General features: G+C 61.1%; 18 protein-coding genes and 3 pseudogenes. 9 read left to right on the forward strand and 12 right to left on the reverse strand.

Features of this window, described 5'->3' with window-relative positions:
* Window positions 1–26 precede the first annotated feature (26 nt).
* Together mcpA (INQ47_RS18920) and mcpA (INQ47_RS18925) are read left to right on the forward strand one after the other, a co-directional pair.
* Window positions 27–1,058: pseudogene (gene mcpA, locus INQ47_RS18920) on the forward strand (methyl-accepting chemotaxis protein McpA); the annotation flags it as partial.
* A gap of 258 nt (window positions 1,059–1,316) precedes the next feature.
* A pseudogene (gene mcpA / locus INQ47_RS18925) lies at window positions 1,317–1,913 on the forward strand (methyl-accepting chemotaxis protein McpA); the annotation flags it as partial.
* Between the two features lie 53 nt (window positions 1,914–1,966).
* On the opposite strand, the gene INQ47_RS18930 reads toward mcpA (INQ47_RS18925), so the two are convergent.
* The 3 genes from INQ47_RS18930 to INQ47_RS18940 form a co-directional block, all read right to left on the reverse strand.
* Window positions 1,967–3,031, reverse strand: a complete 1,065-nt coding sequence (locus INQ47_RS18930) for a hypothetical protein (protein ID WP_103444055.1) — start codon at window positions 3,029–3,031, stop codon at window positions 1,967–1,969.
* 112 nt (window positions 3,032–3,143) lie between these two features.
* On the reverse strand, window positions 3,144–3,521 hold the full coding sequence (locus tag INQ47_RS18935; protein WP_176683966.1) for a RidA family protein: 378 nt from the start codon (window positions 3,519–3,521) through the stop codon (window positions 3,144–3,146).
* 12 nt (window positions 3,522–3,533) lie between these two features.
* Window positions 3,534–4,670 carry an NAD(P)/FAD-dependent oxidoreductase gene (locus INQ47_RS18940; RefSeq protein ID WP_404702317.1) on the reverse strand — a complete coding sequence of 379 codons (1,137 nt, stop codon included), beginning with the start codon at window positions 4,668–4,670 and terminating at the stop codon, window positions 3,534–3,536.
* 114 nt (window positions 4,671–4,784) lie between these two features.
* On the opposite strand from INQ47_RS18940, the gene INQ47_RS18945 reads away from it, so the two are divergent.
* Both INQ47_RS18945 and INQ47_RS18950 read left to right on the forward strand, forming a co-directional pair.
* Window positions 4,785–5,378, forward strand: coding sequence for a helix-turn-helix domain-containing protein (locus tag INQ47_RS18945; RefSeq protein ID WP_252458507.1), 594 nt, complete (start codon window positions 4,785–4,787; stop codon window positions 5,376–5,378).
* Between the two features lie 124 nt (window positions 5,379–5,502).
* Window positions 5,503–6,288: a sulfite exporter TauE/SafE family protein gene (locus INQ47_RS18950; RefSeq protein ID WP_021785523.1), complete on the forward strand. Its 786-nt coding sequence runs from the start codon at window positions 5,503–5,505 to the stop codon at window positions 6,286–6,288.
* Window positions 6,289–6,291: 3 nt separating this feature from the next.
* On the opposite strand, the gene INQ47_RS18955 is transcribed toward INQ47_RS18950, so the two are convergent.
* The 4 genes and pseudogenes from INQ47_RS18955 to INQ47_RS18970 form a co-directional block, all read right to left on the reverse strand.
* A complete protein-coding gene (locus tag INQ47_RS18955; RefSeq protein WP_404702318.1) occupies window positions 6,292–6,831 on the reverse strand; it encodes a histidine phosphatase family protein in 540 nt (179 codons plus the stop codon).
* Between the two features lie 116 nt (window positions 6,832–6,947).
* Window positions 6,948–8,393, reverse strand: a pseudogene (locus tag INQ47_RS18960) (TonB-dependent receptor domain-containing protein); the annotation flags it as partial.
* A 179-nt stretch (window positions 8,394–8,572) separates the two neighbouring features.
* Complete coding sequence (locus tag INQ47_RS18965) at window positions 8,573–9,271, reverse strand: type 1 glutamine amidotransferase domain-containing protein (RefSeq protein ID WP_404702319.1); 699 nt, start codon at window positions 9,269–9,271, stop codon at window positions 8,573–8,575.
* Window positions 9,272–9,348: 77 nt separating this feature from the next.
* Complete coding sequence (locus INQ47_RS18970) at window positions 9,349–9,972, reverse strand: TetR/AcrR family transcriptional regulator (RefSeq protein WP_392520937.1); 624 nt, start codon at window positions 9,970–9,972, stop codon at window positions 9,349–9,351.
* 102 nt (window positions 9,973–10,074) lie between these two features.
* On the opposite strand from INQ47_RS18970, the gene INQ47_RS18975 reads away from it, so the two are divergent.
* A complete protein-coding gene (locus INQ47_RS18975; protein ID WP_404702320.1) occupies window positions 10,075–11,511 on the forward strand; it encodes a coniferyl aldehyde dehydrogenase in 1,437 nt (478 codons plus the stop codon).
* 265 nt (window positions 11,512–11,776) lie between these two features.
* Window positions 11,777–12,679, forward strand: a complete 903-nt coding sequence (locus tag INQ47_RS18980) for an acetoacetate decarboxylase (ADC) (RefSeq protein WP_404702335.1) — start codon at window positions 11,777–11,779, stop codon at window positions 12,677–12,679.
* A 61-nt stretch (window positions 12,680–12,740) separates the two neighbouring features.
* Here the strand turns inward: INQ47_RS18980 and INQ47_RS18985 are convergent, their stop codons facing one another.
* Entirely contained in the window at window positions 12,741–13,181 is a 441-nt protein-coding gene (locus INQ47_RS18985) for a MerR family transcriptional regulator (protein WP_021785530.1), read from the reverse strand.
* 314 nt (window positions 13,182–13,495) lie between these two features.
* Between INQ47_RS18985 and INQ47_RS18990 the strand changes: the two genes are divergently transcribed.
* Window positions 13,496–14,428 (forward strand): NAD-dependent epimerase/dehydratase family protein, encoded by a 933-nt coding sequence (locus INQ47_RS18990; RefSeq protein ID WP_404702321.1) that lies wholly within the window; start codon window positions 13,496–13,498, stop codon window positions 14,426–14,428.
* Between the two features lie 176 nt (window positions 14,429–14,604).
* On the opposite strand, the gene INQ47_RS18995 is transcribed toward INQ47_RS18990, so the two are convergent.
* The 4 genes from INQ47_RS18995 to INQ47_RS19010 form a co-directional block, all read right to left on the reverse strand.
* Entirely contained in the window at window positions 14,605–15,543 is a 939-nt protein-coding gene (locus tag INQ47_RS18995; RefSeq protein ID WP_252458501.1) for a 2-hydroxyacid dehydrogenase, read from the reverse strand.
* Complete coding sequence (locus INQ47_RS19000; protein WP_404702322.1) at window positions 15,540–16,907, reverse strand: MFS transporter; 1,368 nt, start codon at window positions 16,905–16,907, stop codon at window positions 15,540–15,542. Before INQ47_RS19000 ends, INQ47_RS18995 begins: the two co-directional genes overlap by 4 nt.
* A gap of 82 nt (window positions 16,908–16,989) precedes the next feature.
* Window positions 16,990–18,573: an aldehyde dehydrogenase (NADP(+)) gene (locus INQ47_RS19005; RefSeq protein WP_404702323.1), complete on the reverse strand. Its 1,584-nt coding sequence runs from the start codon at window positions 18,571–18,573 to the stop codon at window positions 16,990–16,992.
* Between the two features lie 101 nt (window positions 18,574–18,674).
* Window positions 18,675–19,619: a LysR family transcriptional regulator gene (locus tag INQ47_RS19010; protein ID WP_404702324.1), complete on the reverse strand. Its 945-nt coding sequence runs from the start codon at window positions 19,617–19,619 to the stop codon at window positions 18,675–18,677.
* A gap of 114 nt (window positions 19,620–19,733) precedes the next feature.
* On the opposite strand from INQ47_RS19010, the gene INQ47_RS19015 reads away from it, so the two are divergent.
* Together INQ47_RS19015 and INQ47_RS19020 are read left to right on the forward strand one after the other, a co-directional pair.
* The gene (locus INQ47_RS19015) at window positions 19,734–20,912 is read left to right on the forward strand and encodes a fumarylacetoacetate hydrolase family protein (protein WP_404702325.1); all 1,179 of its coding nucleotides are present in this window, start codon (window positions 19,734–19,736) and stop codon (window positions 20,910–20,912) included.
* 52 nt (window positions 20,913–20,964) lie between these two features.
* Window positions 20,965–22,353, forward strand: coding sequence for an MFS transporter (locus INQ47_RS19020; RefSeq protein WP_252458497.1), 1,389 nt, complete (start codon window positions 20,965–20,967; stop codon window positions 22,351–22,353).
* The last annotated feature ends 7 nt before the right edge of the window (window positions 22,354–22,360 follow it).

A 22,360-nucleotide genomic window follows, 5' to 3' on the forward strand; every position in this document is an offset into this window, starting at 1 on the left:
CCCTCATTGGCTCAAGGTCTCGAAACATGAACCTGAAATTTCGCCACAAGATCCTGCTCAGCGCCTGCGGCGTCGTGGTTTTGGCATTTGCCCTGTTCACGCTCTACAACGACTACCTGCAACGCAACACCATTCGCCAGAACATTGAAGCCTCGGTGCAGCAGGCCGGTGCACTAACCGCCAGCAGCGTCCAGAACTGGATGAGCGGGCGCATTCTGGTGCTGGAAAACCTGGCACAGGACATCGGCCAGCAAGGCGCCGGCGACACGCTGGCAGGGCTGATCGAGCAGCCGTCCTACACGCGTAATTTCCTGTTCACCTACCTGGGCCAGGCCAACGGCGGATTCACCCAGCGCCCGGATACCCAGATGCCCGCCGGTTACGACCCGCGCCAGCGCCCTTGGTATGGCGCCGCCGCCAGCGCCGGGCAGACCGTGCTGACCGCCCCGTACCAAGGTGCAGTCGGTGGCCTGATGGTGACCATCGCCACGCCGGTGAAGAGCAAGAGCAATGGCGAACTGATCGGTGTTGTCGGCGGTGACGTGACCCTCGATACCCTCGTCGAGATCATCAACTCGGTCGACTTCGGCGGCATCGGTCACGCTTTCCTGGCCGACGCCAATGGCCAGGTGATCGTCAGCCCCAACAAAGACCAGGTAATGAAGAACCTCAAGGACATCTACCCAGGCAGCAACCTGCGGGTCGCCGCCGGCATGCAGGATGTCACGCTCGACGGCCAGGACCGCATCATCTCGTTCGCCCCGGTGGCCGGCCTGCCTTCGGCGCAGTGGTACATCGGGCTGTCGATCGACAGGGACAAGGCCTATGCCGCGCTCAGCCAGTTCCGCACCTCGGCGATCATCGCCATGCTGATCGCCGTGGCCGCGATTGCCGGCCTGCTCGGCCTGCTGATTCCGGTGCTGATGAGCCCGCTGACCACCATGGGCCGCGCCATGCGTGACATCGCCGAAGGCGAAGGTGACCTTACCCGCCGCCTGGCCGTGCAGAACAAGGACGAGTTCGGCGAACTGGCTACCTCGTTCAACCGCTTTGTCGAGCGCATCCATGCCTCGATCAGCGAAGTGTCCTCGGCCACCCGCCTGGTACATGACCTTTCGGAGAAAGTGGTCAGCGCGTCCAATGCGTCGATCAGCGGTTCTGAAGAACAGAGCATGCGCACCAACAGCGTCGCTGCGGCCATCAACGAACTGGGCGCCGCCACCCAGGAAATCGCCCGCAACGCCGCAGATGCTTCGCAACATGCCAGCGGTGCCAGCGAGCAGGCGCACGGTGGCCGTGAAGTGGTTGAAGAAGCCATCAGCGCCATGACTGCCCTGTCGCAACGGATCAGCGAGTCGTGCGCGCAGATCGAAACGCTCAACGCCAGCACCGACGAAATCGGCAAGATCCTCGACGTGATCAAGGGCATTTCTCAGCAGACCAACCTGCTGGCACTGAACGCGGCCATTGAAGCGGCCCGTGCGGGTGAAGCCGGCCGTGGCTTTGCCGTGGTAGCCGACGAGGTGCGTAACCTGGCGCACCGTACCCAGGAGTCGGCGGAAGAAATCCACCGCATGATCACCAGCCTGCAGGTAGGCTCGCGCGAAGCGGTGCATACCATGAACACCAGCCAGGTCTCCAGCGAGCAGACCGTGCAGGTGGCCAACCAGGCCGGCGAACGCCTGGCCAGCGTGACCCAGCGCATTGGCGAAATCGATGGCATGAACCAGTCGGTGGCGACAGCGACCGAAGAACAGACCGCCGTGGTCGAGAGCCTCAACCTGGACATCACCCAGATCAACGCCCTGAACCAGCAGGGGGTGGAGAACCTCAACGAGACCCTGCGCCATTGCGACCAGTTGGCCCAGCAGGCCGGGCGTTTGAAGCAGTTGGTGGGCAGCTTCAGGATTTAAACGCCGGGTTCAGGCGGCAACGGCCTATGCCTGTTGTCGCCTGTACCGGCCCCTTATGCAGCCACCGCCTTCGCAGCCTTGCCCCGCCGTACCCAGGCCAGCAGCACCGCCGCCATCAGCACAAAGCCCAGGTAGCCAAACAACGGGTACACTTCGCCCACCAGGCTGATGAACCCCACCAGGCTACAGCCGAACGCCACCACCCCGGTCACCACCGAGCCCCAGCGGAACGTCGTCGTGCCCGCAGGTAACAGCCGCGAGAGGAAGGAAAACAGCGTGCCCACCGCGGTGTTGACGATCATGCCGAAGATGATCAGGCACATCACCAGCCCCAGCAGTGGTGACACTTCGTTGGCAATCGACAGCATCGGCATCGGCTGGTCGGCCACACTGTCCAGGCGCGACAACAGCCCGGCACTCATCACCAGCATCAGGCCGCCTAGTGCCGCACCGCCGAGCAGGCCTCCCCACACCGCCGCTTTCTCGCCCTTGGCCGAACCGCCCAGGATGGCCAGGATCGGCGCGCCCGCCACGATGTTATACGACACATACAGGAACGCACCCAGCAACCAATGACGGGTGCCGGCCTGTTGCTGGCTGGCCACCTGATCGAGCGCAGCAAAGCTCTGCTCGCGGGTGATCACGGCATACAGCGCTATCGCCGAAGCCACCAGGATCAGCAAGGGGGTGATCGCGCCGATTGCAAGAATCATCCTGCGCACGTCCAGGCACACGATGCCGACCACCACCAGCGTCACCAGCACGCTGCCAGTCAGGGCCGGGATGCCGAACTGCTGCTCCAGCAATGCACCACCGCCGGCCAGCATGACCACGGTGACGGCGAACATGAAAAAGGTGATCAACCAGTCGACGAACATGCCCAGGTGACGGCCGCAGATGGCCAGGATCACATCCTTGTGCGAGGTGGCCTGCTGGCGATTGCCCAGCCCCGCCAACGCCATGCCGAGGAAGGTGAACAAGGCGGCGCTGACCAACGCGCCAGCCAACCCCCACACGCCGAAATCGACAAAGAACAACAACAGTTCCCGCCCTGAAGCGAACCCCGCCCCCACGATCACGCCGACAAATGCGCCGGCAATCTTCAGCTGCTCTTGCATGTGAACCTCTGGATTTATTGTTGTTTTTTCATTGCCGTCGCATACCTGTCGCAGGGGCGGCCTTGCAGCCCATCACGACACACGGTCGCCTCTACACGGGCTCTTTGCCCGGTCAGGCGTCGCCGACGAACGCCTGCACTTCGATCTCCACATCCACGCCCAGGGCCAACGCCGAAGCCACGGTGGAGCGCACCGGTAGCGCCGCGCCGAAGAACGCCTTGTACACCTCGTTGAAGCCGGCGAAATGGCGCATGTCCGACAGCCAGACCGTGACCTTCACCACCTGGTCGAAACGCGCACCACAGGCCGCCAGGCTTTCGGCGATGCGCTCGCAGGCAGCACGGGTCTGGGTCTGGATATCACCGCGCACCACTTCGCCGTCGGTGCTCATCGGCACCTGCCCGGAGAGGAACAGAAAGCCACCGGCCTTTACCGCGCGGGAAAACGGGAACGGCAGGCTACTGGGGAAACGCTGAATGTCATTGCTCATGGGATGCTCCTTTCAGGGTTGCTGGAAACGGGCCGGGGACAGGCGCTCGGGCGCCACTCCCTGGCTGACAAGGTCGGGACACAAGGGCTGGCCCAGCAGCAGGTCGGCGGCCAGGCGCGAGGCGCCCGCTGCCGACTGGATGCCATAGCCTCCCTGGGCCGCCAGCCAGAAAAACGCGGGGGCATGCGCATCGAAACCGATCACCAGGTCGCCATCGGCAACGAACGAACGCAGCCCGGCCCAGGTGTGGCTGGGGCGGCGGATCGCCAAAGTGGTCATGGTTTCAATGTTGTAAATACCCAAGGCCACGTCGAACTCCTCGGGCGCGGCATCCTGTGGCTCAACCGGGTCGGCATTGGCTGGCGACCCCAACAGTTGGCCGGCATCGGGCTTGAAGTAGAAGCTTTCATCGACGCCGATCACCGCTGGCCAGCGGGCAAAGTTTTGTTCTGCCGGGCCGGGGAAGGTGAAGGCGCTACGGCGGCACGGTTGCAAGCCGATACGCGCCACCCCGCACTGCTCGGCCACACGGTCCGCCCAGGCCCCTGCAGCATTGACCAGGCGGCGGGCCTGCAGCCGGCTGCCATCCGCCAACTCCACCTGCCACACGCCGTCCAGGTACCAGGCCTTGATCAGCTCGGCGTTACAGCGCAGTTCACCGCCAGCAGTGCGATAACCACGCAAGAAGCCTTGGTGCAAGGCATGTACATCAAGGTCCATCGCACCCGGCTCAAGCACCGCGCCGGCCAGGGCTTCGCCACGCAAGCTGGGTACCAGTGCCAAGGCCGCGTCCCGGTCAAGCAGGCTGACCTCTGTGCCATTGGCCAGGTTCTGCGCGTAAGTTTGCTCAAGCAGTTCACGCTGCTCCAGGCCGGCCACATACAGACAGCCTCGCGGCTCCAGCAGCGGGTGCTCGCAGAAGCCCTGCGGTGGCGCTTCGTAGAAGGCCCGGCTGGCGCGAGTCAGTGCCTGGATCTGCGGAGTGCCGTAAGCCTCCATGAACATGGCCGCCGAACGCCCGGTGGAATGGTAGCCAGGCTGCGATTCACGCTCGAGCAACAGCACACGCTGCCGGCCGGCCAGGCGATAGCCCAGCGAGGCGCCGGCAATGCCAGCACCGATGATCAGGGTGTCGTAGGTCGGGGTCATGCACGCTCCTGCCAGCCAATTATCATTTATGAGAATTCTAATATATGAGAATTTAGAAATGCGCAAGTGTCCAAGGTAAGATGCCCGACCACCGCCGCATGCCGAGATCCCTGAATGCCCGCAGCTCTACCCCAGCTTGACCGTGCCGTCGTCGGCCAGCGCCTGCGCCAGGTGCGCAAGGCGCGCCAGATGACCCTCAAGCAATTGTCCGAAGCCAGTGGCGTGCCGCTGTCCACGTTGTCGAAGATGGAACTGGCGCAGGTGTCGGTCAGCTATGAAAAACTCGCCGCTGCTGCGCGGGCGCTGAATGTCGATATTGCCCAGCTGTTTCGCGCCAGCGGTACGGTCAGTGCGCCGGTGCCGGTGACCGTGGTGGTCGATTCACTGCCCGCAGCGGCGGGCTATTCGACCGGCACCTACGACTATTATCCGATTGCCGGGGACTTCCCCGGACGATGCATGACACCGGCCTATGCCCGCATCATTGCCCGTGAGCGCGGCCAGTTCGACGACTTTATCCGCCACCCAGGGCAAGAATTCGCTCTGGTGCTGAGTGGGCGCGTGCGCATCGAGTTCGAGACCGGAGAAGCGGTGAGTATCGGGCCGCAGGAGACGGCGTATTTCGACAGCCAGGTGGGGCACATCTACCTGTCGGAAAGCGATGACGGTGGTGATGCCCATGTCATGGTAGTGATGACCGATCGTTGATCGGGCGCACCTGCCAAGGCAAGCGCGGTTATAACCTAATAACGAACAAGTCTATTTGGCTATAAAAAAATCTATATGCTGACTGGCATCCGATAACGGGCAAAGTTGGGCAGTCGAGTAGCGTATGGATGTAGGTTCTTTCGGTTTCACCATTGCTGGCCTGGTCGTGGGCTTCATCGTCGGTATGACCGGCGTCGGTGGCGGCTCGCTGATGACCCCGATCCTGTTGTGGTTTGGCATCCACCCGGCGACTGCTGTCGGCACCGACCTGCTGTATGCAGCGATCACCAAGGCCAGTGGCGTCTGGGTGCACGCGCGCAACAAGAACATCGACTGGAAGATCACCGGCCTGCTCAGCATGGGCAGCGTGCCCGCAGCGGCGCTGACCCTGTGGTTCCTCAGCACCCTGCACACCGACACCTCGGCGCTCAACGCCATCATCAAGCAAGGCCTGGCAGTGGTGCTGATCCTGACCGCGCTGGCCATCCTGTTCAAATCTCGCCTGCAGGCCTTCGCCAGCCGCCATGCCGGTGATCACTACCACCTCAGCAACCGCAGCCTGAACACCCTCACAGTGCTGACCGGCGTGGTGCTTGGAGTAATGGTCACCCTCACCTCCATCGGTGCTGGCGCCCTGGGTACGGTGGCGCTGTTCCTGCTGTACCCGTTCCTGGTCACCCGTCGCCTGGTCGGTACCGAAATTGCCCACGCCGTACCACTGACCTTGGTAGCAGGCCTGGGCCACGCGGGCATGGGCAACATGGATTGGTCGCTGCTGGGCTATCTGCTGCTGGGCTCGCTGCCGGGCATCTATCTGGGTAGCCACCTCACCGGGCGAATTTCCGACCGCGTGCTGCGCCCTTGCCTGGCAGCGATGCTGCTGCTGATCGGTTACAAGCTGGCGTTCTGAGCCTTAGCCCAGGCGCAACCGCCACTGCCCGGTAAAGCTCAGTTCCAGGCGTGACAACGGCAGCACGTCGATACGCTGCCCGGCACTCATCGGACACCCTAGCACCTGAACCAGCATGGCGCGGATGACCATCGGGTGGGTCACCGCCAGCCAGTCACCCGGCCTGTCGAAGGCCGCCAGCCAGGCGGCCAGGCGCTGGCATAGCGCAGCGAACGACTCGCCACCATGCACGGCACTGGCCGGATCCTGCAGCCATTCTGCCAACGCCTGCGGTTGCTCGGCTTGCAGCTGCTTCAGCGACAAACCCTGCCAACGCCCGAGGTCACAATCGGCCAACCCCGGCTCGATCTGTACCGCCCCCGTTAACCACGCCGCCGTCTCGCAGGCCCGCCGCTCTGGCGCACTCAGCAACTGCGCACCTGAACGGTCGGCGCCTGACTCTTGCTCTAGCGGCAGGATGCCATCGTCAGAATGGTGCAGGCGCCCGCTCTTCTGGGCCTGGGTCAGGGCATGGCAGATCAGGGTCAGGCGGATGGCTTTCACCAGGCATTTCTCGCAGCGGGCTGGGGCGCATGGTTTAGCACGATGCGAGGCTTTTGGCTGCAACAATGTCGTCGACCCGACTTGCCCGCGCATGGGCCGCACAGCAGCCGCTCGGATCAGAAGTTGATGTTCAGCGCAGCAAACAACGCCCTGCCCGGCTGGTTATACGTGTTTGCCCCCGAGCTGCTGGCATTGCCGCCACGCAGGATCTGCTTGTCGAACACGTTGTTCACACCTACACGCACATCGTAGTTGGCGTTGAACCTGTACCCGGCGCTCACGTCCACCAGGCCATAGGCCTCGACGTCCTGCTGGGCGGTCTTGTCGTAGTCCTGCTGGGTGCGGTAGTTGTAGGTCGGTGATTTCTGCTTGCCGAAGTAAGTACCTGCCAGCTGGAATGACAATTGTTCGGTGGCGCGCCAGTCGAGGCTGGTGTTGACGGTGTATTCCGGGATCACCGACAGCGGCTCGCCCGTTTCGCGATTATCGTTGTCGAGCATCCAGGTCAGGTTGGTGTTCCAGTCCAGGGTCGGAGTCACCTCGATGAAGAAGTTGCCTTCGACACCTTCCACCCGCGCTTTGCCGGCGTTGTCCCACTGCGTCACGCGGCTGCGATCGAAGCCGACAATGCCGTCACTGATGCTGGGGGCGGAGCTTTGCGGGCGCAACGAACCTTGGTCGTTGAGGGCTTCATACAGGTACTCGCCGCCCACGGTAAGCACATGTTCTGTGCTGCCCATGGCGAACGGCAGATTCACTTCACTGCTCAGACGTGTGCTGCGCAAACGTGACATGGCCCTACCTTCGTCGTTGGGGGCACCTTCGGTGCGGCCTGCCAGGCCCTCGTTCAGGCGCCAGTTGCGCACGTACTCGTAGGCCGGCGTGGTCTTGCTGGTACCCCAGGTGAAATCACCGAGGTGGGTCAGGTCGTAAGTACTGCGCTGCATCACGTTGGTTTCGTGGCCGTAGAGGCTGGAGACGGAGTCGACGTCGCCGCCGCCGTTGCTGTTCATGGTGTCACCGGCAAAAATGTTGCCCTGACGGCTGTAGCCGGCACTGGCTTCCAGGCGGTGCTCGTCGTTCAGTTTCCAGCTCAGCAGGCCGTTGATGTCCTTGATGCGCACCCCTTCCCGCCCCGCTGCCAGGGCGCTGGTGGCATGCCCGGCGTTGATGTCCAGATCGTCGGCATCAGTCTTGGCCAGGCAGCCGTACAGGCGGAAACCAAGGTTATCGGTCAGGCCGCCACTGAGGTTGAAGTTGGCTCGGCGGCTGGCGCCTTCTGCGCTGTCTTTGGGCAGCTGCGTGTACAGGCTGATGCTGCCTTTCAGCTCTTCGGAAGGGCGCTTGGTGATGATGTTGACCACCCCGCCCATGGCGCCGGAGCCATAGCGCACGGCGTTGCGCGCGCTGGATGGCTTGCCGTCGATGAGGATCAGCGTGTTTTCCGGGCCCATGCCGCGCAGGTCGATCTGGCGGTTGTTTCCGCGTGCGCCACTGGCACTGTTGCCGGTCAGGTTCACCCCGGGCTCGCGGCGGATAAGGCGTGCGCGGTCGCCTGCAGGCGCAGGTTTACCCGCGAATAGGGTGGCGGCGGCAACAGTGAACGGCTGGTGGAAATTGCCGGCAGGCCTGGCCCTTTCGCGGGTGAACCCGCTCCTACAACGGCCTGTGCCGAATCACCGAAGTGTCAGCCGTACCACTCTATGGCGAAGACGTCGCTCCTCTCGTTAAGCGAGGGATCTCACGCAGCCTTCCGCTGGAGCAGTGCCACTACCTGTTCGGCAGTTGCTTTGGCAGATTGTGGGTTCTGGCCTGTCACCAAGCGGCCATCGACGACCACATTGGAAGTGAATGGCAAGAGTGCTTTCTCGTAGCGCGCCCCACGACGCTTCATTTCTTGCTCGGCATTGTATGGGACCTTGCTCGCCACGCCCGCCAGCACTTCTTCGATCCAGGCATAGCCCGTCAGACGACGCCCCTCTACCAGGAGACGACCATCAGACAGCCGAGTATTGAGCAACCCGCAATAGCCATGGCAAACCGAAGAGACAACGCCACCACGCTCGTAGATCTCGCGGGTCAGTCGCTGCAAACCCTCGTCCTCAGGGAAGTCCCACATCACCGCATGGCCACCGGTAAAATAGATGGCGTCGAAGTTTGATGACACTAACGCTTGCGGACTTGAGGTGTTGGCAAGACGTGCCATTGCCGCCGGGTCGTTCAACCAGGCTTTGGCCGTGCCATCGAGCAATGGCCACTTGAGCGAACGCGGCTCGAGTGGGGATTTTCCACCCTGCGGGCTCACCAAGTGCTGTTCGTAACCTCTGCCAGCGAACACATGCCAGGCATGCGTCAGCTCACTCAACCACAACCCCGTGGGATGACTTGGGTCGCTGTAATGGGCAACGTTGGTAACGACGTGCAGGATGCGTTTGGTCATGCCTGAGTACCTGATCCTAGGTGGTTGGGCCAAGCATCGCCTTCATACGGGCGAGCAGTTCTCTGTAGAGTCGCAGGTCATCGAGCCGTCTGATCACTGACCAACCCGTCAAGCAAGGTCGTCAAGGCATCCTCAATGGCATGGTCGCCGACCTTCGCCGGCACCAACCGGCTATCGATCGAAAGCAGGGTCAACCCGTGAAGGTGCGCCCAGCTTGCGGTGGCCTGTCCCAAGGCAGAACGGGCGCGGATCGTACCCTCCTCCTGACCACGCTCCAGCACCTCGATCACCAGGTAGAACGGTGCCTGGGCTCGGGGGTCAACATGGATCTGCGCGGGGTCTCCCGCCTGTGTCGAAAACATCAACCGGTACAAATCCGGATTTTCCTCGCCAAACGCCAGGTAGGCGTAAGCCATCGCCCGCAAGCGCTCTGGTGCTGACATCGCTGGCCCCATCGAGTCTTGCATCGCCGCATTCAATCGCTCGAAGCCCAGTAGCGCCAACTCGTGGAGCAGCGCCCCCTTGTCCGGAAAATGCCGATATGGCGCCGAGTGGCTCACCTGGGCTCGCCGGGCTATTTCGCGCAAGGTGAATTGCCAGCCTTGCTGTTCTTTCAGGGTCGCCAAAGCAGTGTCGATGATGGTGCGGCGCAAATCGCCATGGTGGTAGGGCTTTGCTTCGCAAATTTCATCGGCTGACATACGGCTGCTCCCCTCATGTTGACAGTGAAAACATTGTCTTCCTATGATCGGCGGAAATCAAGTTTACAGTGTCTACATTGCAATAACCTTGAGAGGTGCAAGATGACTATCGCCGCAACGTCCATCCCGGTTATCGACGCCGCAACCACGCTGGAGCAGCAGCGTCGTGCGTTTCTCAATGACGGGCCACCCGGTTTTGAGCAACGCAAAACCAACCTGATCAAGTTGCGCGCGGCAGTGCTTGCCCATCGCCGCGACGTGGAAGAAGCGATCAGCGCCGATTTCAGCAACCGCTCAAGGCATGAGACAGACATCATGGAACTGCTTGGCGTGGTCCAGTCCATCGATTACTTGTTGCGGCACCTACGCCGCTTCATGAAACCCGAGCGTCGTCATGTCGCGGCGTTTCACCGCACTGGCCGCGCGCATGTGGAGTACCAGCCCAAAGGCGTGATCGGCGTCATGGCGCCATGGAACTACCCAATAGCGTTGACCTTCATCCCCCTGGCCACCGCACTGGCGGCTGGCAATCGGGTGATGATCAAACCCTCCGAACTGACGCCACGTACCAGTGAGTTGATTCAGCGCATTCTGGCGGGCAGTTTTACCGTCGAAGAGGTGGCGGTGATACTCGGCGGCCCTGAGATAGGCGCAAGCTTCAGCGCTTTACCCTTCGACCACCTGTTGTTCACCGGCAGTACCCAGGTTGGCCGGATGGTGATGCGGGCGGCGAGTGACAACCTTGTGCCGCTGACCCTTGAACTGGGCGGCAAAAGCCCTGTGGTCGTGGCCCCTGGGCATGCCGGACGCAACACCCTCGACAGCATCGTCTTCGGCAAACTGGCCAACGCCGGCCAGACCTGTGTGGCACCGGACTACGCGCTGGTCCATGAGGATGACCTGGATGAATTCATCTCCCAGTACTGTGCGGCTGTCGCCCGTGGTTATCCGCAAGGCCCGACCAGCCCGGACTACACCTCCATCGTCAGCGACAGGCACTACACGCGGTTGCAGTCGCTGGTCGAAGACGCCCGCACCAGGGGCGCCAAGGTGATCGAGACTGGCGTGACGCCAGAGCGCGCAGCAGAGCGACCGCGAACACTGGCTCCGGTGCTGATCGTGGGGGCTGGTGACGATGCACGGGTCATGCACGAAGAAATCTTCGGGCCTTTGCTACCCGTGCGTACCTACCGCTCCCTCGACGAAGCTATTGGCTATATCAATGCCAGGCCACGTCCGCTGGCGCTCTACTACTTCGGCAATGTGGGGGCCGACAGCGAAGCGCTGCTCAGGTGCACCACCTCCGGCAACGTCGGCATCAACAACACCCTGATGCACGTCGCGGTGGACGACCTGCCGTTCGGGGGCGTGGGTCCCAGTGGCATGGGGGCTTACCACGGTATCGAGGGTTTTCGCTCGATGAGCCATGTCAAGGGCGTGTTCGTCCAAGGTCGCTGGAACTTGCCAAAGCTGCTCCGGGCACCATTCGGAAAACTGGCTGATTTTGCCCTCGCCTTCACCCTGCGGCCCCGCCCCTGACAGCACGCCCAGTAGCTGGAAAAGCGGGTCTTTGGCGCCTTGACATTAAAGTTAAGTTTAAAGTTAAGGTGCGTGTGCAATGTCCACCTAGTTCGGCGCCAAGCGAGATGCCTGGTCGCATTCATCAATGCGTGATGCAATTCACCGGAGAGACTGAAAAGTGAAACTCGGAACCGTCGCCGCAGTGGCAGGTGCACTCCTGACCCCCATCGCCAACGCCACCCTGGCGGACACGACCGGCATCCCCAAACATGCCGAAACCGCGATGATAGAGATCGCAGGCCACCAGGTCCCCGTCGTCAAAGGCGGTTTGTACGACCGATACCGCTCCAACCCTCCCCTGTCGGTGATCCAGGCCGAAGCGCCAGGCATGGACCTCAGTTGGTTCAAAGGCCTGGAAAAGACCAAGGTCGATATGGGTTTCGAGTCGTACTCGCCCAACTTCTACTACAAGAACAGCCGGTTTACAGCCGTTTACACCGCAGACCTCGATCGCCTGCGCGAGCTGATGCCTGCCGAAGTACTCAAGCAGGTTCAACCCCTGCAGGTATGGCCAGGCCGCGGCCTGGTAGCGTTCACGGCTTACACCTACGATTATTGCGACAACGACAGCTACAACGAAATTGCCTTGTCGATCATCACCAACAAACCAGGAAAGTCCAATCTCGGGCCATTCAGCTTGATCGGACAATCCATGTCCAAGGACTTCTGGGGCTACGTGCTCAAATTGCCGGTGAATACCGAGCTTGCCCGTGTCCGTGGCGTAGTGGGCTACAACCTGCCGAAATGGCTGACAGAGATCAACCGCCGAGAGGACGCCGCGACCGTGTCCTATGACATCGTCGACGCGCAGACTGGCAACATTGACGTCGTCTTTAGGGCAAAAAAGCTCGAGGACGTATCCAGTGAAGCCGGCTTGGTGACTAACAGCTTCACCAACCTCGATCACGCTGGACAGCTGAGTTATGGCTATGCGACGTCTCGGCAGACCCGTCATGGATCGAGCATGAGCGCTGACTCGGCTCACCTGGTGCTCGGCGACGGTAGCCTGTCGACCTACATCCGTTCTTTGAAGTTGGGCAAGATGGTGAAATACGAATACGTGCCCGAATTCCAGAGCGCCCTCTATGCTCCAAAGGCGCTGGCAGCATTGAATAGCGGTAACTGAACGCTCTATCAGCGCCGGCCCCTGGGCCGGCGCCCTGCTCCGCATCAGACGCTGGCATGCTTCACTTGGCAGGTGAAGCGCCCACCTTGTTCAAAGCGATGTCTTCACGCAGACGGCCAAGCACCCGCTGGGTGTTGTCTACGCACGGCATGCCGTCTGGCTTGCTTTCAATGCCGTCGATCACCATCAGCAACTGCTCCTTGTTGCGAGCCAAGCGTTGCTGCAGCACCTCGATCTCCTCGACCTTGCGCTTCAACCCGGAAAGTAGCTCGTCATGACGCCAACCTTGCGAACTCATCGGCAACAGGTGCCGGATTTCTTCCAGGGTAAACCCTGCTGCCTGTGCGCTGGTGATCATCTCCAGTATCCAGACGGCATCATCTGAATAGTCGCGGTAGCCATTGGCCTTTCGCTCAACTGATTGAATCAGCCCACTTGCCTCGTAGAAACGAATGCGCGAAGCGGCAAGACCCGTGATTTTCGCAAGCGCTCCAATCCTCATACCACACCTTCACAGAAGTTCTGACCTTAAAGCTCACTTTAACCCCCCGGACACCCGAGAGCCAACTTCCATTACGGATCTCCAATCGTGGGCCTGATCAAATCGGCCCAACCCGCCATCCCGCGCCTACTCTTACGATAAGGACTTGACCTTAAAGTTTACTTTAAGCCTAAGGTAAGTACCTGGGCTACATGGACTTTGCTGTACCGCGCCCAAGGGCGGCAGCCACAGCGTCGCGCCCGGCATACGTAAACGGGCCATCATCATCGCAGTTAGTAGAGAGAAACCTTCTACCGAGGTTTCCAGGAGACCAAATGCAAACCGTTTTAGGCGCAACTGGCCAGATCGCCATAGAGCTGGCACGGGAACTGAACCGGACATTTACCGAAGATATCAGGCTGGTCAGCCGTAATCCGCGCAAAGTCAGCGACTCTGACACGCTGATTGCGGCGGACCTGCTAGACGCCAGCCAGGCGGCCAAGGCCGTAAAGGGTAGCAGCATCGTTTATTTCACGGCCGGACTCCCGCCAGATACACAGCTTTGGGAAACGCAGTTTCCAGTGATGCTGCGAAACGCGCTTGATGCGGCTCGCGCATCCGATGCCAGCTTCGTCTATTTCGACAACACGTATATGTACCCGCAGGATGATCGTCTGCTGACGGAGAACACGCCCTTCGAACCGGTCGGTCGTAAAGGGCAGGTTCGTGCGCGAATGGCATCGATGGTGTTGCAGGAGATGGCGCGAGGCGACATTCCAGTGGTCATAGGGCGAGCTCCAGAGTTCTATGGGCCCGGCAAAACGCAGAGCATCACCAATACCCTGGTCCTCGACAACATGAAGGCCGGCAAGACGCCACGCGTCCCTGTGCGAGACGATACTCAGCGAACACTCATCTGGACGCCGGATGCAAGCCGGGCACTGGCAGCGCTGGGGAACACGCCAGATGCGTTCGGGCAAACCTGGCACCTGCCCTGTGACGATGAGCGGCTGACCTACAAACAACTTGTCACGCTGGCTTCTCAGACCTCTGGTAAGGACGCTACTTATAAAATTCTAGGCAAATTGACCCTGACAGCTGTAGGCCTGATATCCAAGCAAGTTCGTGAGCTGCGGGAGCTGCTGCCACGGTACGAGCACGACAACCTGTTCGACTCTTCGAAGTACAAGCAGCGTTTTCCCGATTTCAAAGTCACGACTTACCATCAAGGGCTCGCTCAAGTCTTCAATGTGTCTGGTAGCTGCTGAGACGGCTCCATAGCGAGGGTTGAAGTCGATGACGCATTGGAGATGGCGGAGCAAACAGAGGGCTCAAAATGTATAGCGACGGTCGAGGTATGACCGTCGCTATACGACCCAAACTGGACATCGATTTGAACAAGCAGTCATGTTCAATGGCCCAAGCTTGCCGTATTGCCTTTCCTTCAAAGTGTACTTCGACAAATCGCAGTAACGACGTAGTCCCCCATAGCCTTCCTAGCCTGCAGAGTAGCGCTGCCTATGTGCGGCTGAAGCACTACGTTATCCAGGTCAAACAAGCTGGTGGGCACTTGCGGTTCATTTACGAACACGTCCAAGGCCGCCCCTGCAAGTCGCCCATCCTGCAAGCGAGCAACCAGTTCCACTTCGTCGATCACGCTTCCCCGCGCCACGTTTACAATCACCCCTTTCGCGCCAAGCGCTTCCAGCACTGGCGCATTGACCAGGCGTGACGTCGCACTTCCTCCTGCGGCAGCGAGGATAAGAATGTCGCTGTCCGCGGCCAGGCTGCTAGCGTCGGGGTAATAGGTGTAACTGCAGCCCTGCAGCTCATTGCGATTGTGATACGCCAGCTTGACTCCGAACGGCAGTAGGCGACTGGCAATCGCTTGGCCGATACGGCCGAGACCTATGATGCCGACGCGCAGCCCTCGCAACGTGGTGCCTAGCAATGGGAATGCGGCCTCGCGCCACAGGCCCGCCCGAACGAAGCGGTCAGCCACGCAAACCTGGCGCAGCAAGCTCAAGAGCAAAGCTACTGCTTGGTCCGCCACGGCATCCGTGAGGATATCGACCGTCGTCTCGACCCGAATGCCGCGGGCTTTCGCCTGGTCCAGATCAATGCAATCAACGCCCACACCGTTGACAGCGATCAATGACAGGTTGACCAGTGCGCGCATGACTGGGGTTGTCGCCCCTACTACTCCGTTGGTCACCACCGCACGGAAACGTTCCGGCCGGTCGGCTAGAACAGCCTCCAGGGCATGCGAATCAAAAGCACGTACCAAGTCGAACTGCCTGGCGAGCTGACTTTCGTGCTCGTCGAGCAACGGCGCCAGCATCAGCAGGGCCTGGCGCGGGCTTGCTCCGTGATTGATGTTCATGCTGCCTCCAGGTTCAACTGCTCGCGGGGCTGCGAGTCGGGTCGCTTCAACATCGCGGCAGGGATCGCCATGATCAATGCTCCACTGATGAACAGGCACAGGCCCAAGACATAAGTGCCGTTGTTGATGTCGCCGGTGAGGTTCTCCGCCACTGCTGTAATCATCGAACCGGTGAAACCAGACAGGTTGCCGAACGCGTTGATCATGCCTATGCCTGCCGCAGCTGCGACACCTGAGAGCACCGTGCCCGGCAACGTCCAGAAGATAGGCATCAGGCTGAGCACCCCGGATGCCGCCACGGTCAGGAACACGATTGAAAGGACAACGTTGTGTGCGAAAACAGCACTCAGGATCAACCCGCAGCCACCGATGAACGCCGGGATCGCGGCATGCAGCCGACGTTCACCAGTGCGGTTGGAGTGGCGCGCGTTGAGGAACATGGCGATCACCGCAACGCCATAGGGGATGGCGGTCAGCAAGCCGATTTCCAGGGTGCTGGTCACTCCCGCGCTCTTGATGATCGACGGCATCCAGAAGGCCAGGCCATAAAAACCTGTGTTGAACGTGAGCAAGATGAATACGAGCAGCCAAACACGTGGGCTGAAGAAGACATCTTTGAGGCGTGAAACCTTGCCGTGCTCCTCTTGCTTCAAGTTGGCTTTGAGCAGTTCCTTTTCCTGCTGGGACAACCAAGCCGCCCTGTCGATGTTGTCGCACAAGCAGCAATAAACGATCGCCGCCATGATCACCGACGGTACACCCTCGACCAGCAGCATCCACTGCCAACCGGCCATACCATGCCAGCCATCCATGCTGGTCATGAGCCAGCCAGACAAAATGCCGCCCAGCGTCAGGCTGACAGGCATTGCCATCAGGAAACCAGACATCACCCGGCTTTGCCGATGGGTCGGGAACCAGTAGTTGAGGTAAAGAATCACTCCCGGAAAGAAGCCTGCCTCACAGATACCGAGCAGGAAGCGCAGCACGTAAAACATGGTACTGGACTCGACATGGAAGAACGCGGCAAGTGGCTGGGTAAATGCGACAGCCATGGAGATGATGGCCCAGCTCAGCATGATGCGGGCGATCCAGAACCGCGCGCCGTATCGATGCAGCAACAAGTTGCTTGGGACTTCAAACAGAAAGTAGCCCCAGAAGAAAACGCTCGCGCCCAAGGCGTAGACCGTATTACTGAACTGCAGATCCTCCAGCATGCTCAGTTTTGCGAAGCCGATGTTCACCCGGTCGAGATAGGCCGCCATGTAACACAGCAACAGGACAGGCAGGATTCGTATGATTACCTTGCGATAGGTGCGATCTTCGAAAGCCTTATCGTGCATGGGGTCTACAACTTGATGAGCCATAACTAACCTCTTGGCATGTCGTGCACGCCTGATTGTTGTTATTTAGAGAGCATCGGGCACGAGTGCCCGATGGTAGTACCTGTCAGCGAATCGCTTCGCGGCTGGGCTGACCATCGACCAGCCGCAGCAGCCCTAGTGGATTGGCGTCGCGCAGGGCTTCGGGCAACAGCGCATCTGGGAAGTTCTGATAGCACACCGGGCGCAGGAAGCGGTCGATCGACAGTGTGCCGACTGAGGTGCCACGGCTGTCAGAAGTGGCTGGGTACGGGCCGCCGTGCACCATGGCGTCGCAGACCTCGACACCGGTCGGGTAGCCGTTGACGAGGATCCGACCGGCCTTCTGCTCCAGTACCGCTACCAGTGGCGCGGCAGCGGCCAGATCGCTCTGCTCGCCGATCAGCGTGGCGGTCAGTTGCCCACCCAGTGCATGCAGTGCAGCAAGCAACTGGGCCTGGTCGGCCAGTTCTACCACCACCGTGGCCGGGCCAAAGACTTCTTCTTGCAGTAACGGCTCACCCTCGAGCAGCAACCGCGCATCCGCCGCGAACAGTTGCGGCCAGGCCTGGTTGCCCTGCTGTTCGGCACCCGCCAGATGGCGAATGCCGGGCAGTGCCTTGAGGGTGGCCACACCGTGGGCATAGCTGGCCAAGGTGCCTTTGTTAAGCATGGTTTGCGGTGACTGGTCGGCTACCTGCGCACGCATGTGTTCGACAAAGGTGCTGAATTCGGGAGAGCGCACGCCCAGTACCAAACCGGGATTGGTGCAGAACTGCCCACAGCCAAGCACCACCGAGGCGACCAGCTCGCAGGCCACGGCCTCGGCGCGAACCGCCAGCGCGCCGGGCAATACCAGCACCGGGTTGATACTGCTCATTTCGGCGAAAACCGGGATCGGTTGTGGCCGCGCCGCGGCCATGTCGCAAAGGGCACGGCCGCCCTGGAGCGAGCCGGTGAAGCCAACCGCCTGAATGGCAGGGTGTTTGACCAAGGCCTCACCCACGCCACCGCCGAAAATCATGTTGAACACGCCGGCAGGCATGCCACAACGCTCGGCGGCCCCTACAATCGCCTCGGCCACCCATTGCGCAGTCCCCATGTGGCCGCTGTGGGCCTTGAACACCACTGGGCAGCCTGCAGCCAGGGCTGCGGCGGTATCGCCACCGGCGGTGGAAAACGCCAGAGGGAAGTTACTGGCGCCAAATACCGCCACCGGCCCCAGGCCCATGCGGCACTGGCGGATATCCAGCCGTGGCTGCGGGGTGCGCTGGGGCTGTGCGCGGTCGATACGCGCACCGGCGAAATCACCTCGGCGCAACACCGAGGCAAACAGCCGCAACTGACTGCTGGTCCGCGCCCGCTCGCCCAAGATTCTTGCTGCTGGCAAGGCGGTCTCGCTACATACGGTATCAATGAAGTCATCGCCCAGCGCATCCAGCGCATCGGCAATGGCATCGAGGAATTCGGACCGGCGCAGAGCGGGCAACGCCCGGTAGATCGGATAGGCAGCGGCAGCGGCTAGAGCAGCCGCATCCACTTCTTGCTCGGTAGCCTGGAAAAACGCACCAGCTAGCGCCTGCCCGGTGTGCGCATCCACGCTATGCAATGAAGCAGTCCCGGTAGCACGGCGGCTACCGCCGATGAATTGTTGGCCTGCAAATGAAGTCATGAAGGGTCCCTTCGCGTCGCGTAAGACAGTGGGCACTAATCTATGCGGCTCTGCGATTCTTGCCCAATGGCTTTTGGGGATCATTTGATAACCGCTTGTTATCAGTCCGACTGCACCCTTCGTGCGTTGGCCAGCAGTATCTCGGCAAACTCCAACGCCGCGCCGGTCAAGGGCTCGCCTTTGCGGGTCAAGATGCCGTAATCCTGGGGATCCAGGTGCAGCGGCGTATCGAGGTTGATGAGTACCCCGCTGGCAAGGTGTGGCTCGACCATCGCCTGGGGCAGCATGCCGATCATCGGGCCGCCCAACAGCACCTTGAGGAAGGTCTGCATTGAAATGGTGTCGATGGTGTTGCGCGGTACCGCGACCCCGGCCTCGGCGAACGCGCGTTCCATGCGACCACGAATTGGCGTGCCCTTCGGGTAGAGGATCCACGGCCACTCGAGCAACTGAGGCAGGGTCACCGGCCCGGCATCGCTCAAAGGATGCTGGTCGTTGACCACGAAGCAGAACGGCTCCGGCGCCAGCGGCTGGAAGTCGAAGCGCTGGTGCTGCGCCACATCGGTGAATCGTGCTACCGCCAGGTGCAGGTTCTTGTCCTCCAGCATCGCCATGAGATGGTCGCTGGTCTGCTCCACCACCTCAATCGATAGCAACGGCTTGCGCTGCTTGATCTCGACGATGGCTTCCGGCAGCGCCACGGCGGTGGCGGCAAAGATGCCGCCAATCTTCAGATGCCCGTGGCCGCCTTGGCGCAGGCTGTCGATCTGGTCGACGAAGGTGCGCGCATCATTGAGTGCGACCTGGGCATAGCGCACCACCTGCTCGCCCAGGGCGGTGGGCGGCATGCTGCGTGGCAGACGCTCGAACAGGGCGAAGCCGAGCAGGTTCTCGATCTCCTTGAGCATCTTGCTGATCGCCGGCTGGCTGAGGTTCATCTGCTGAGCTGCCAGATGCATGTTGTGTGTGCGACCGAGTGTGTCGATGAGCAGAAGGTGGCGGAATTTAAGCCAGTTGCAGACGTGAGAAAAAGATAGGTCCGACATGAATCCACCTTGGGGCAATAACCACATGTTATCGAATAGTGAAAAGATGCCATTGGAGTTTATCGCACGGTTTGCCCTAGCGTTCAGCTTTCAGATCCAGGAGACCTAGATGCCATGCCGATAACGCTCACTTCCGCTAATACTCTTCCCGAGGACAACCTGGCCGGCACCCTTGTCGGCCGCGCCTGGACGCCCGGTGAACCCGGCGGCCCCTCGCCGATAGTGTTGCGTAATGACGGTGTGTTCGACCTCTCCGAACGCTTCGCCACCCTCAGTCAGTTGCTTGAGCATGAAGATCCGCTACAGGTAGTACGCAGCACGCCGGGCCAATTTCTGGGTAGCGTCGAGGCGCTGCTGAGCAACAGCGGTGCCGCCTTCGATGCCAGCAAGCCCTATCTGCTCGCGCCAGTCGACCTGCAAGTCATCAAAGCCGCAGGCGTGACATTCGCCGCCAGCATGATCGAACGGGTGATCGAGGAGCAAGCCGGCGGCGACGCCTGCAAAGCCGAAGCGGTGCGTGCCACAGTACGCACGGTGATCGGTGACAACTTGCGTTCGGTGCGGCCAGGCTCTCAACAGGCAATGGCGTTGAAAGCACTGCTGCTGGAAAAGGGAATGTGGTCCCAATACCTGGAAGTCGGGATCGGTCCGGATGCGGAAATCTTTACCAAAGCTCCTGTGCTGGCAGCTGTCGGCAGCGGCAGCGCAATCGGCGTGCACCCGAAATCGGCATGGAACAACCCCGAACCGGAGGTGGTGCTGGCGGTCGACAGCCGCGGCCGGATTCATGGCGCGACCTTGGGCAACGACGTCAACCTGCGCGACTTCGAGGGCCGCAGCGCACTGCTGCTGAGCAAGGCCAAGGACAATAACGCCTCTTGCGCCGTCGGCCCGTTCATTCGCCTGTTCGATGAGACCTTCGACTTGGACACTGTGCGCCGCTGCGTGGTCGATCTGGAAGTCCAGGGTCGCGATGGCTACCGCCTGCTTGGCAGCAGTTCGATGGACCAGATCAGCCGCGACCCCGAAGATCTGGTGCGGCAGAGCCTCAACGAAAATCATCAGTACCCAGACGGCTTCATGCTGTTTCTCGGCACGCTTTTCGCCCCCACCGAGGACCGCGACCAGCCGGGTGCCGGCTTCACGCACAAACCCGGCGACCACGTGCGCATTGCCAGCCCGTTTCTGGGCCAACTGCATAACCAAGTCACGACAAGCGACCAAGCTCGCCCTTGGACCTTCGGTCTCGGCGCGATGATGCACAACCTAGCCGCTCGAGGACTCCTGAAGTAGCAACACTCAGGATTTCCGCCGGGCCCATAACAACAAAAAAGCGAGGCAAGACATGCAAACCCAAGCCAAGGACGCCGTGCCCGACCCGCGTCAGCTGCGCCGGGCGATCTATACCGGCGCAATCGGCAGTGCTCTGGAGTACTACGATTTCGCCATTTATGGGCTAGCCGCGGCGCTGGTCTTCGGCCATATATTCTTCCCCACCCTCGGCACCACAGGCGCCTTGCTCGCCAGTTTCGCCACCTATGGTGCAGGATTCTTGGCGCGACCGTTCGGCGGACTTTTCTTTGGCTCATTGGGTGACCGCAAAGGGCGCAAGCTGGTCTTGTTGCTGACCATTGCTCTGATGGGTACCGCTACTACCCTGATCGGCCTGCTACCGACTGGCGCCACGGGTGCTGTGCTACTGGTACTGCTGCGCCTGCTGCAAGGTTTTGGTGCGGGTGCCGAACAGACCGGCGCGGCGACACTCATGGCCGAACTGGCTCCGCGGGAGCGACGAGGGTTCTATGCCGCCCTGCCCTTCATTGGGGTATTCAGCGGCCTGGCCCTTGCCACTATCACTTTCCGCGTGATGCAGAGCTCGCTGACACAGGAAGAATTGCTCGACTGGGGCTGGCGGATCCCCTTCCTGGCCAGCGTAGTGCTGATATTCATGGCCATCTGGATCCGCCTCAAACTCAAGGAAAGCCCGGTGTTCCAGCAGCTCAGCCAGAACCAGCAAGTGATCGAATCGCCGATGCGCGCCGTGTTGCGCAATGCACGTCGGCCACTGGCAGCGACTACGTTGATGCGCATGGCCGAAACGGGCTGCTCGACCCTCTATGCCACTGTATCCATCGCCTTCCTTACCGGTTTCGCCAGCAGCCATCTCAGCGAGGAAGGTGCCAACCTGGCCACCATTGGTACCAATGCGGTGCTCGTCGCCAGTATCCTCAGCGTATTCACCACCCCATTGTTCGGCGCTCTGTCCGATCGTATCGGACGCCTGGCGGTGTACCGTGGCGGCGCCTTGTTCGGCGCGTTATGGGCATTCCCCTCGTGGTGGATGATCGACAGCGGCAATTCGACATTGGTGTACATCGCGGTGATAGGTGGCTTCGCCCTGGCTGCAAATAGCATGCTCGGGGCACAGTGTGCGCATTTCACCGAACTGTTCGGCAACCGCTACCGCTACTCCGGCGTGGCTCTGTCCCGAGAAATCGGCGCGATGCTGTCCGGCGGCGTGGCACCGCTCCTGGGCATATTCCTGGTCGGTCTGGCCGGTGGTGCCTACTGGGTGCTGGCGCTATACACCCTGGCGCTGACTGGGCTGACCTTGATCGGCACCTGGCTGTCCATCGAAACCCGTGGCCGCGACCTGACGGCACTGGACGACGCAGTGGGAAGTGCGGCTTCATCCCAACACAGCCATTTAGGCGTCGGTGTGCCGCAACGCTAACCAGTGG

Origin of the sequence: Pseudomonas sp. 3HC3 (genome assembly GCF_044904505.1) — a bacterium.
Taxonomy (GTDB): domain Bacteria; phylum Pseudomonadota; class Gammaproteobacteria; order Pseudomonadales; family Pseudomonadaceae; genus Aquipseudomonas; species Aquipseudomonas putida_Y.

Bases quoted from the DNA above. Each gene is read 5' to 3' on its own strand.
- INQ47_RS18940 (WP_404702317.1), bottom strand. From the start codon at position 4,670: ATGACCCCGACCTACGACACCCTGATCATCGGTGCTGGCATTGCCGGC.
- INQ47_RS18930 (WP_103444055.1), bottom strand. From the start codon at position 3,031: ATGCAAGAGCAGCTGAAGATTGCCGGCGCATTTGTCGGCGTGATCGTG.
- INQ47_RS18990 (WP_404702321.1), top strand. From the start codon at position 13,496: ATGCAAACCGTTTTAGGCGCAACTGGCCAGATCGCCATAGAGCTGGCA.
- INQ47_RS18985 (WP_021785530.1), bottom strand. From the start codon at position 13,181: ATGAGGATTGGAGCGCTTGCGAAAATCACGGGTCTTGCCGCTTCGCGC.
- INQ47_RS19010 (WP_404702324.1), bottom strand. From the start codon at position 19,619: ATGTCGGACCTATCTTTTTCTCACGTCTGCAACTGGCTTAAATTCCGC.
- INQ47_RS18970 (WP_392520937.1), bottom strand. From the start codon at position 9,972: ATGTCAGCCGATGAAATTTGCGAAGCAAAGCCCTACCACCATGGCGAT.
- INQ47_RS18965 (WP_404702319.1), bottom strand. From the start codon at position 9,271: ATGACCAAACGCATCCTGCACGTCGTTACCAACGTTGCCCATTACAGC.
- INQ47_RS18980 (WP_404702335.1), top strand. From the start codon at position 11,777: ATGATAGAGATCGCAGGCCACCAGGTCCCCGTCGTCAAAGGCGGTTTG.
- INQ47_RS19020 (WP_252458497.1), top strand. From the start codon at position 20,965: ATGCAAACCCAAGCCAAGGACGCCGTGCCCGACCCGCGTCAGCTGCGC.
- INQ47_RS19005 (WP_404702323.1), bottom strand. From the start codon at position 18,573: ATGACTTCATTTGCAGGCCAACAATTCATCGGCGGTAGCCGCCGTGCT.
- INQ47_RS19015 (WP_404702325.1), top strand. From the start codon at position 19,734: ATGCCGATAACGCTCACTTCCGCTAATACTCTTCCCGAGGACAACCTG.
- INQ47_RS18945 (WP_252458507.1), top strand. From the start codon at position 4,785: ATGCCCGCAGCTCTACCCCAGCTTGACCGTGCCGTCGTCGGCCAGCGC.
- INQ47_RS19000 (WP_404702322.1), bottom strand. From the start codon at position 16,907: ATGGCTCATCAAGTTGTAGACCCCATGCACGATAAGGCTTTCGAAGAT.
- INQ47_RS18935 (WP_176683966.1), bottom strand. From the start codon at position 3,521: ATGAGCAATGACATTCAGCGTTTCCCCAGTAGCCTGCCGTTCCCGTTT.
- INQ47_RS18950 (WP_021785523.1), top strand. From the start codon at position 5,503: ATGGATGTAGGTTCTTTCGGTTTCACCATTGCTGGCCTGGTCGTGGGC.
- INQ47_RS18995 (WP_252458501.1), bottom strand. From the start codon at position 15,543: ATGAACATCAATCACGGAGCAAGCCCGCGCCAGGCCCTGCTGATGCTG.
- INQ47_RS18975 (WP_404702320.1), top strand. From the start codon at position 10,075: ATGACTATCGCCGCAACGTCCATCCCGGTTATCGACGCCGCAACCACG.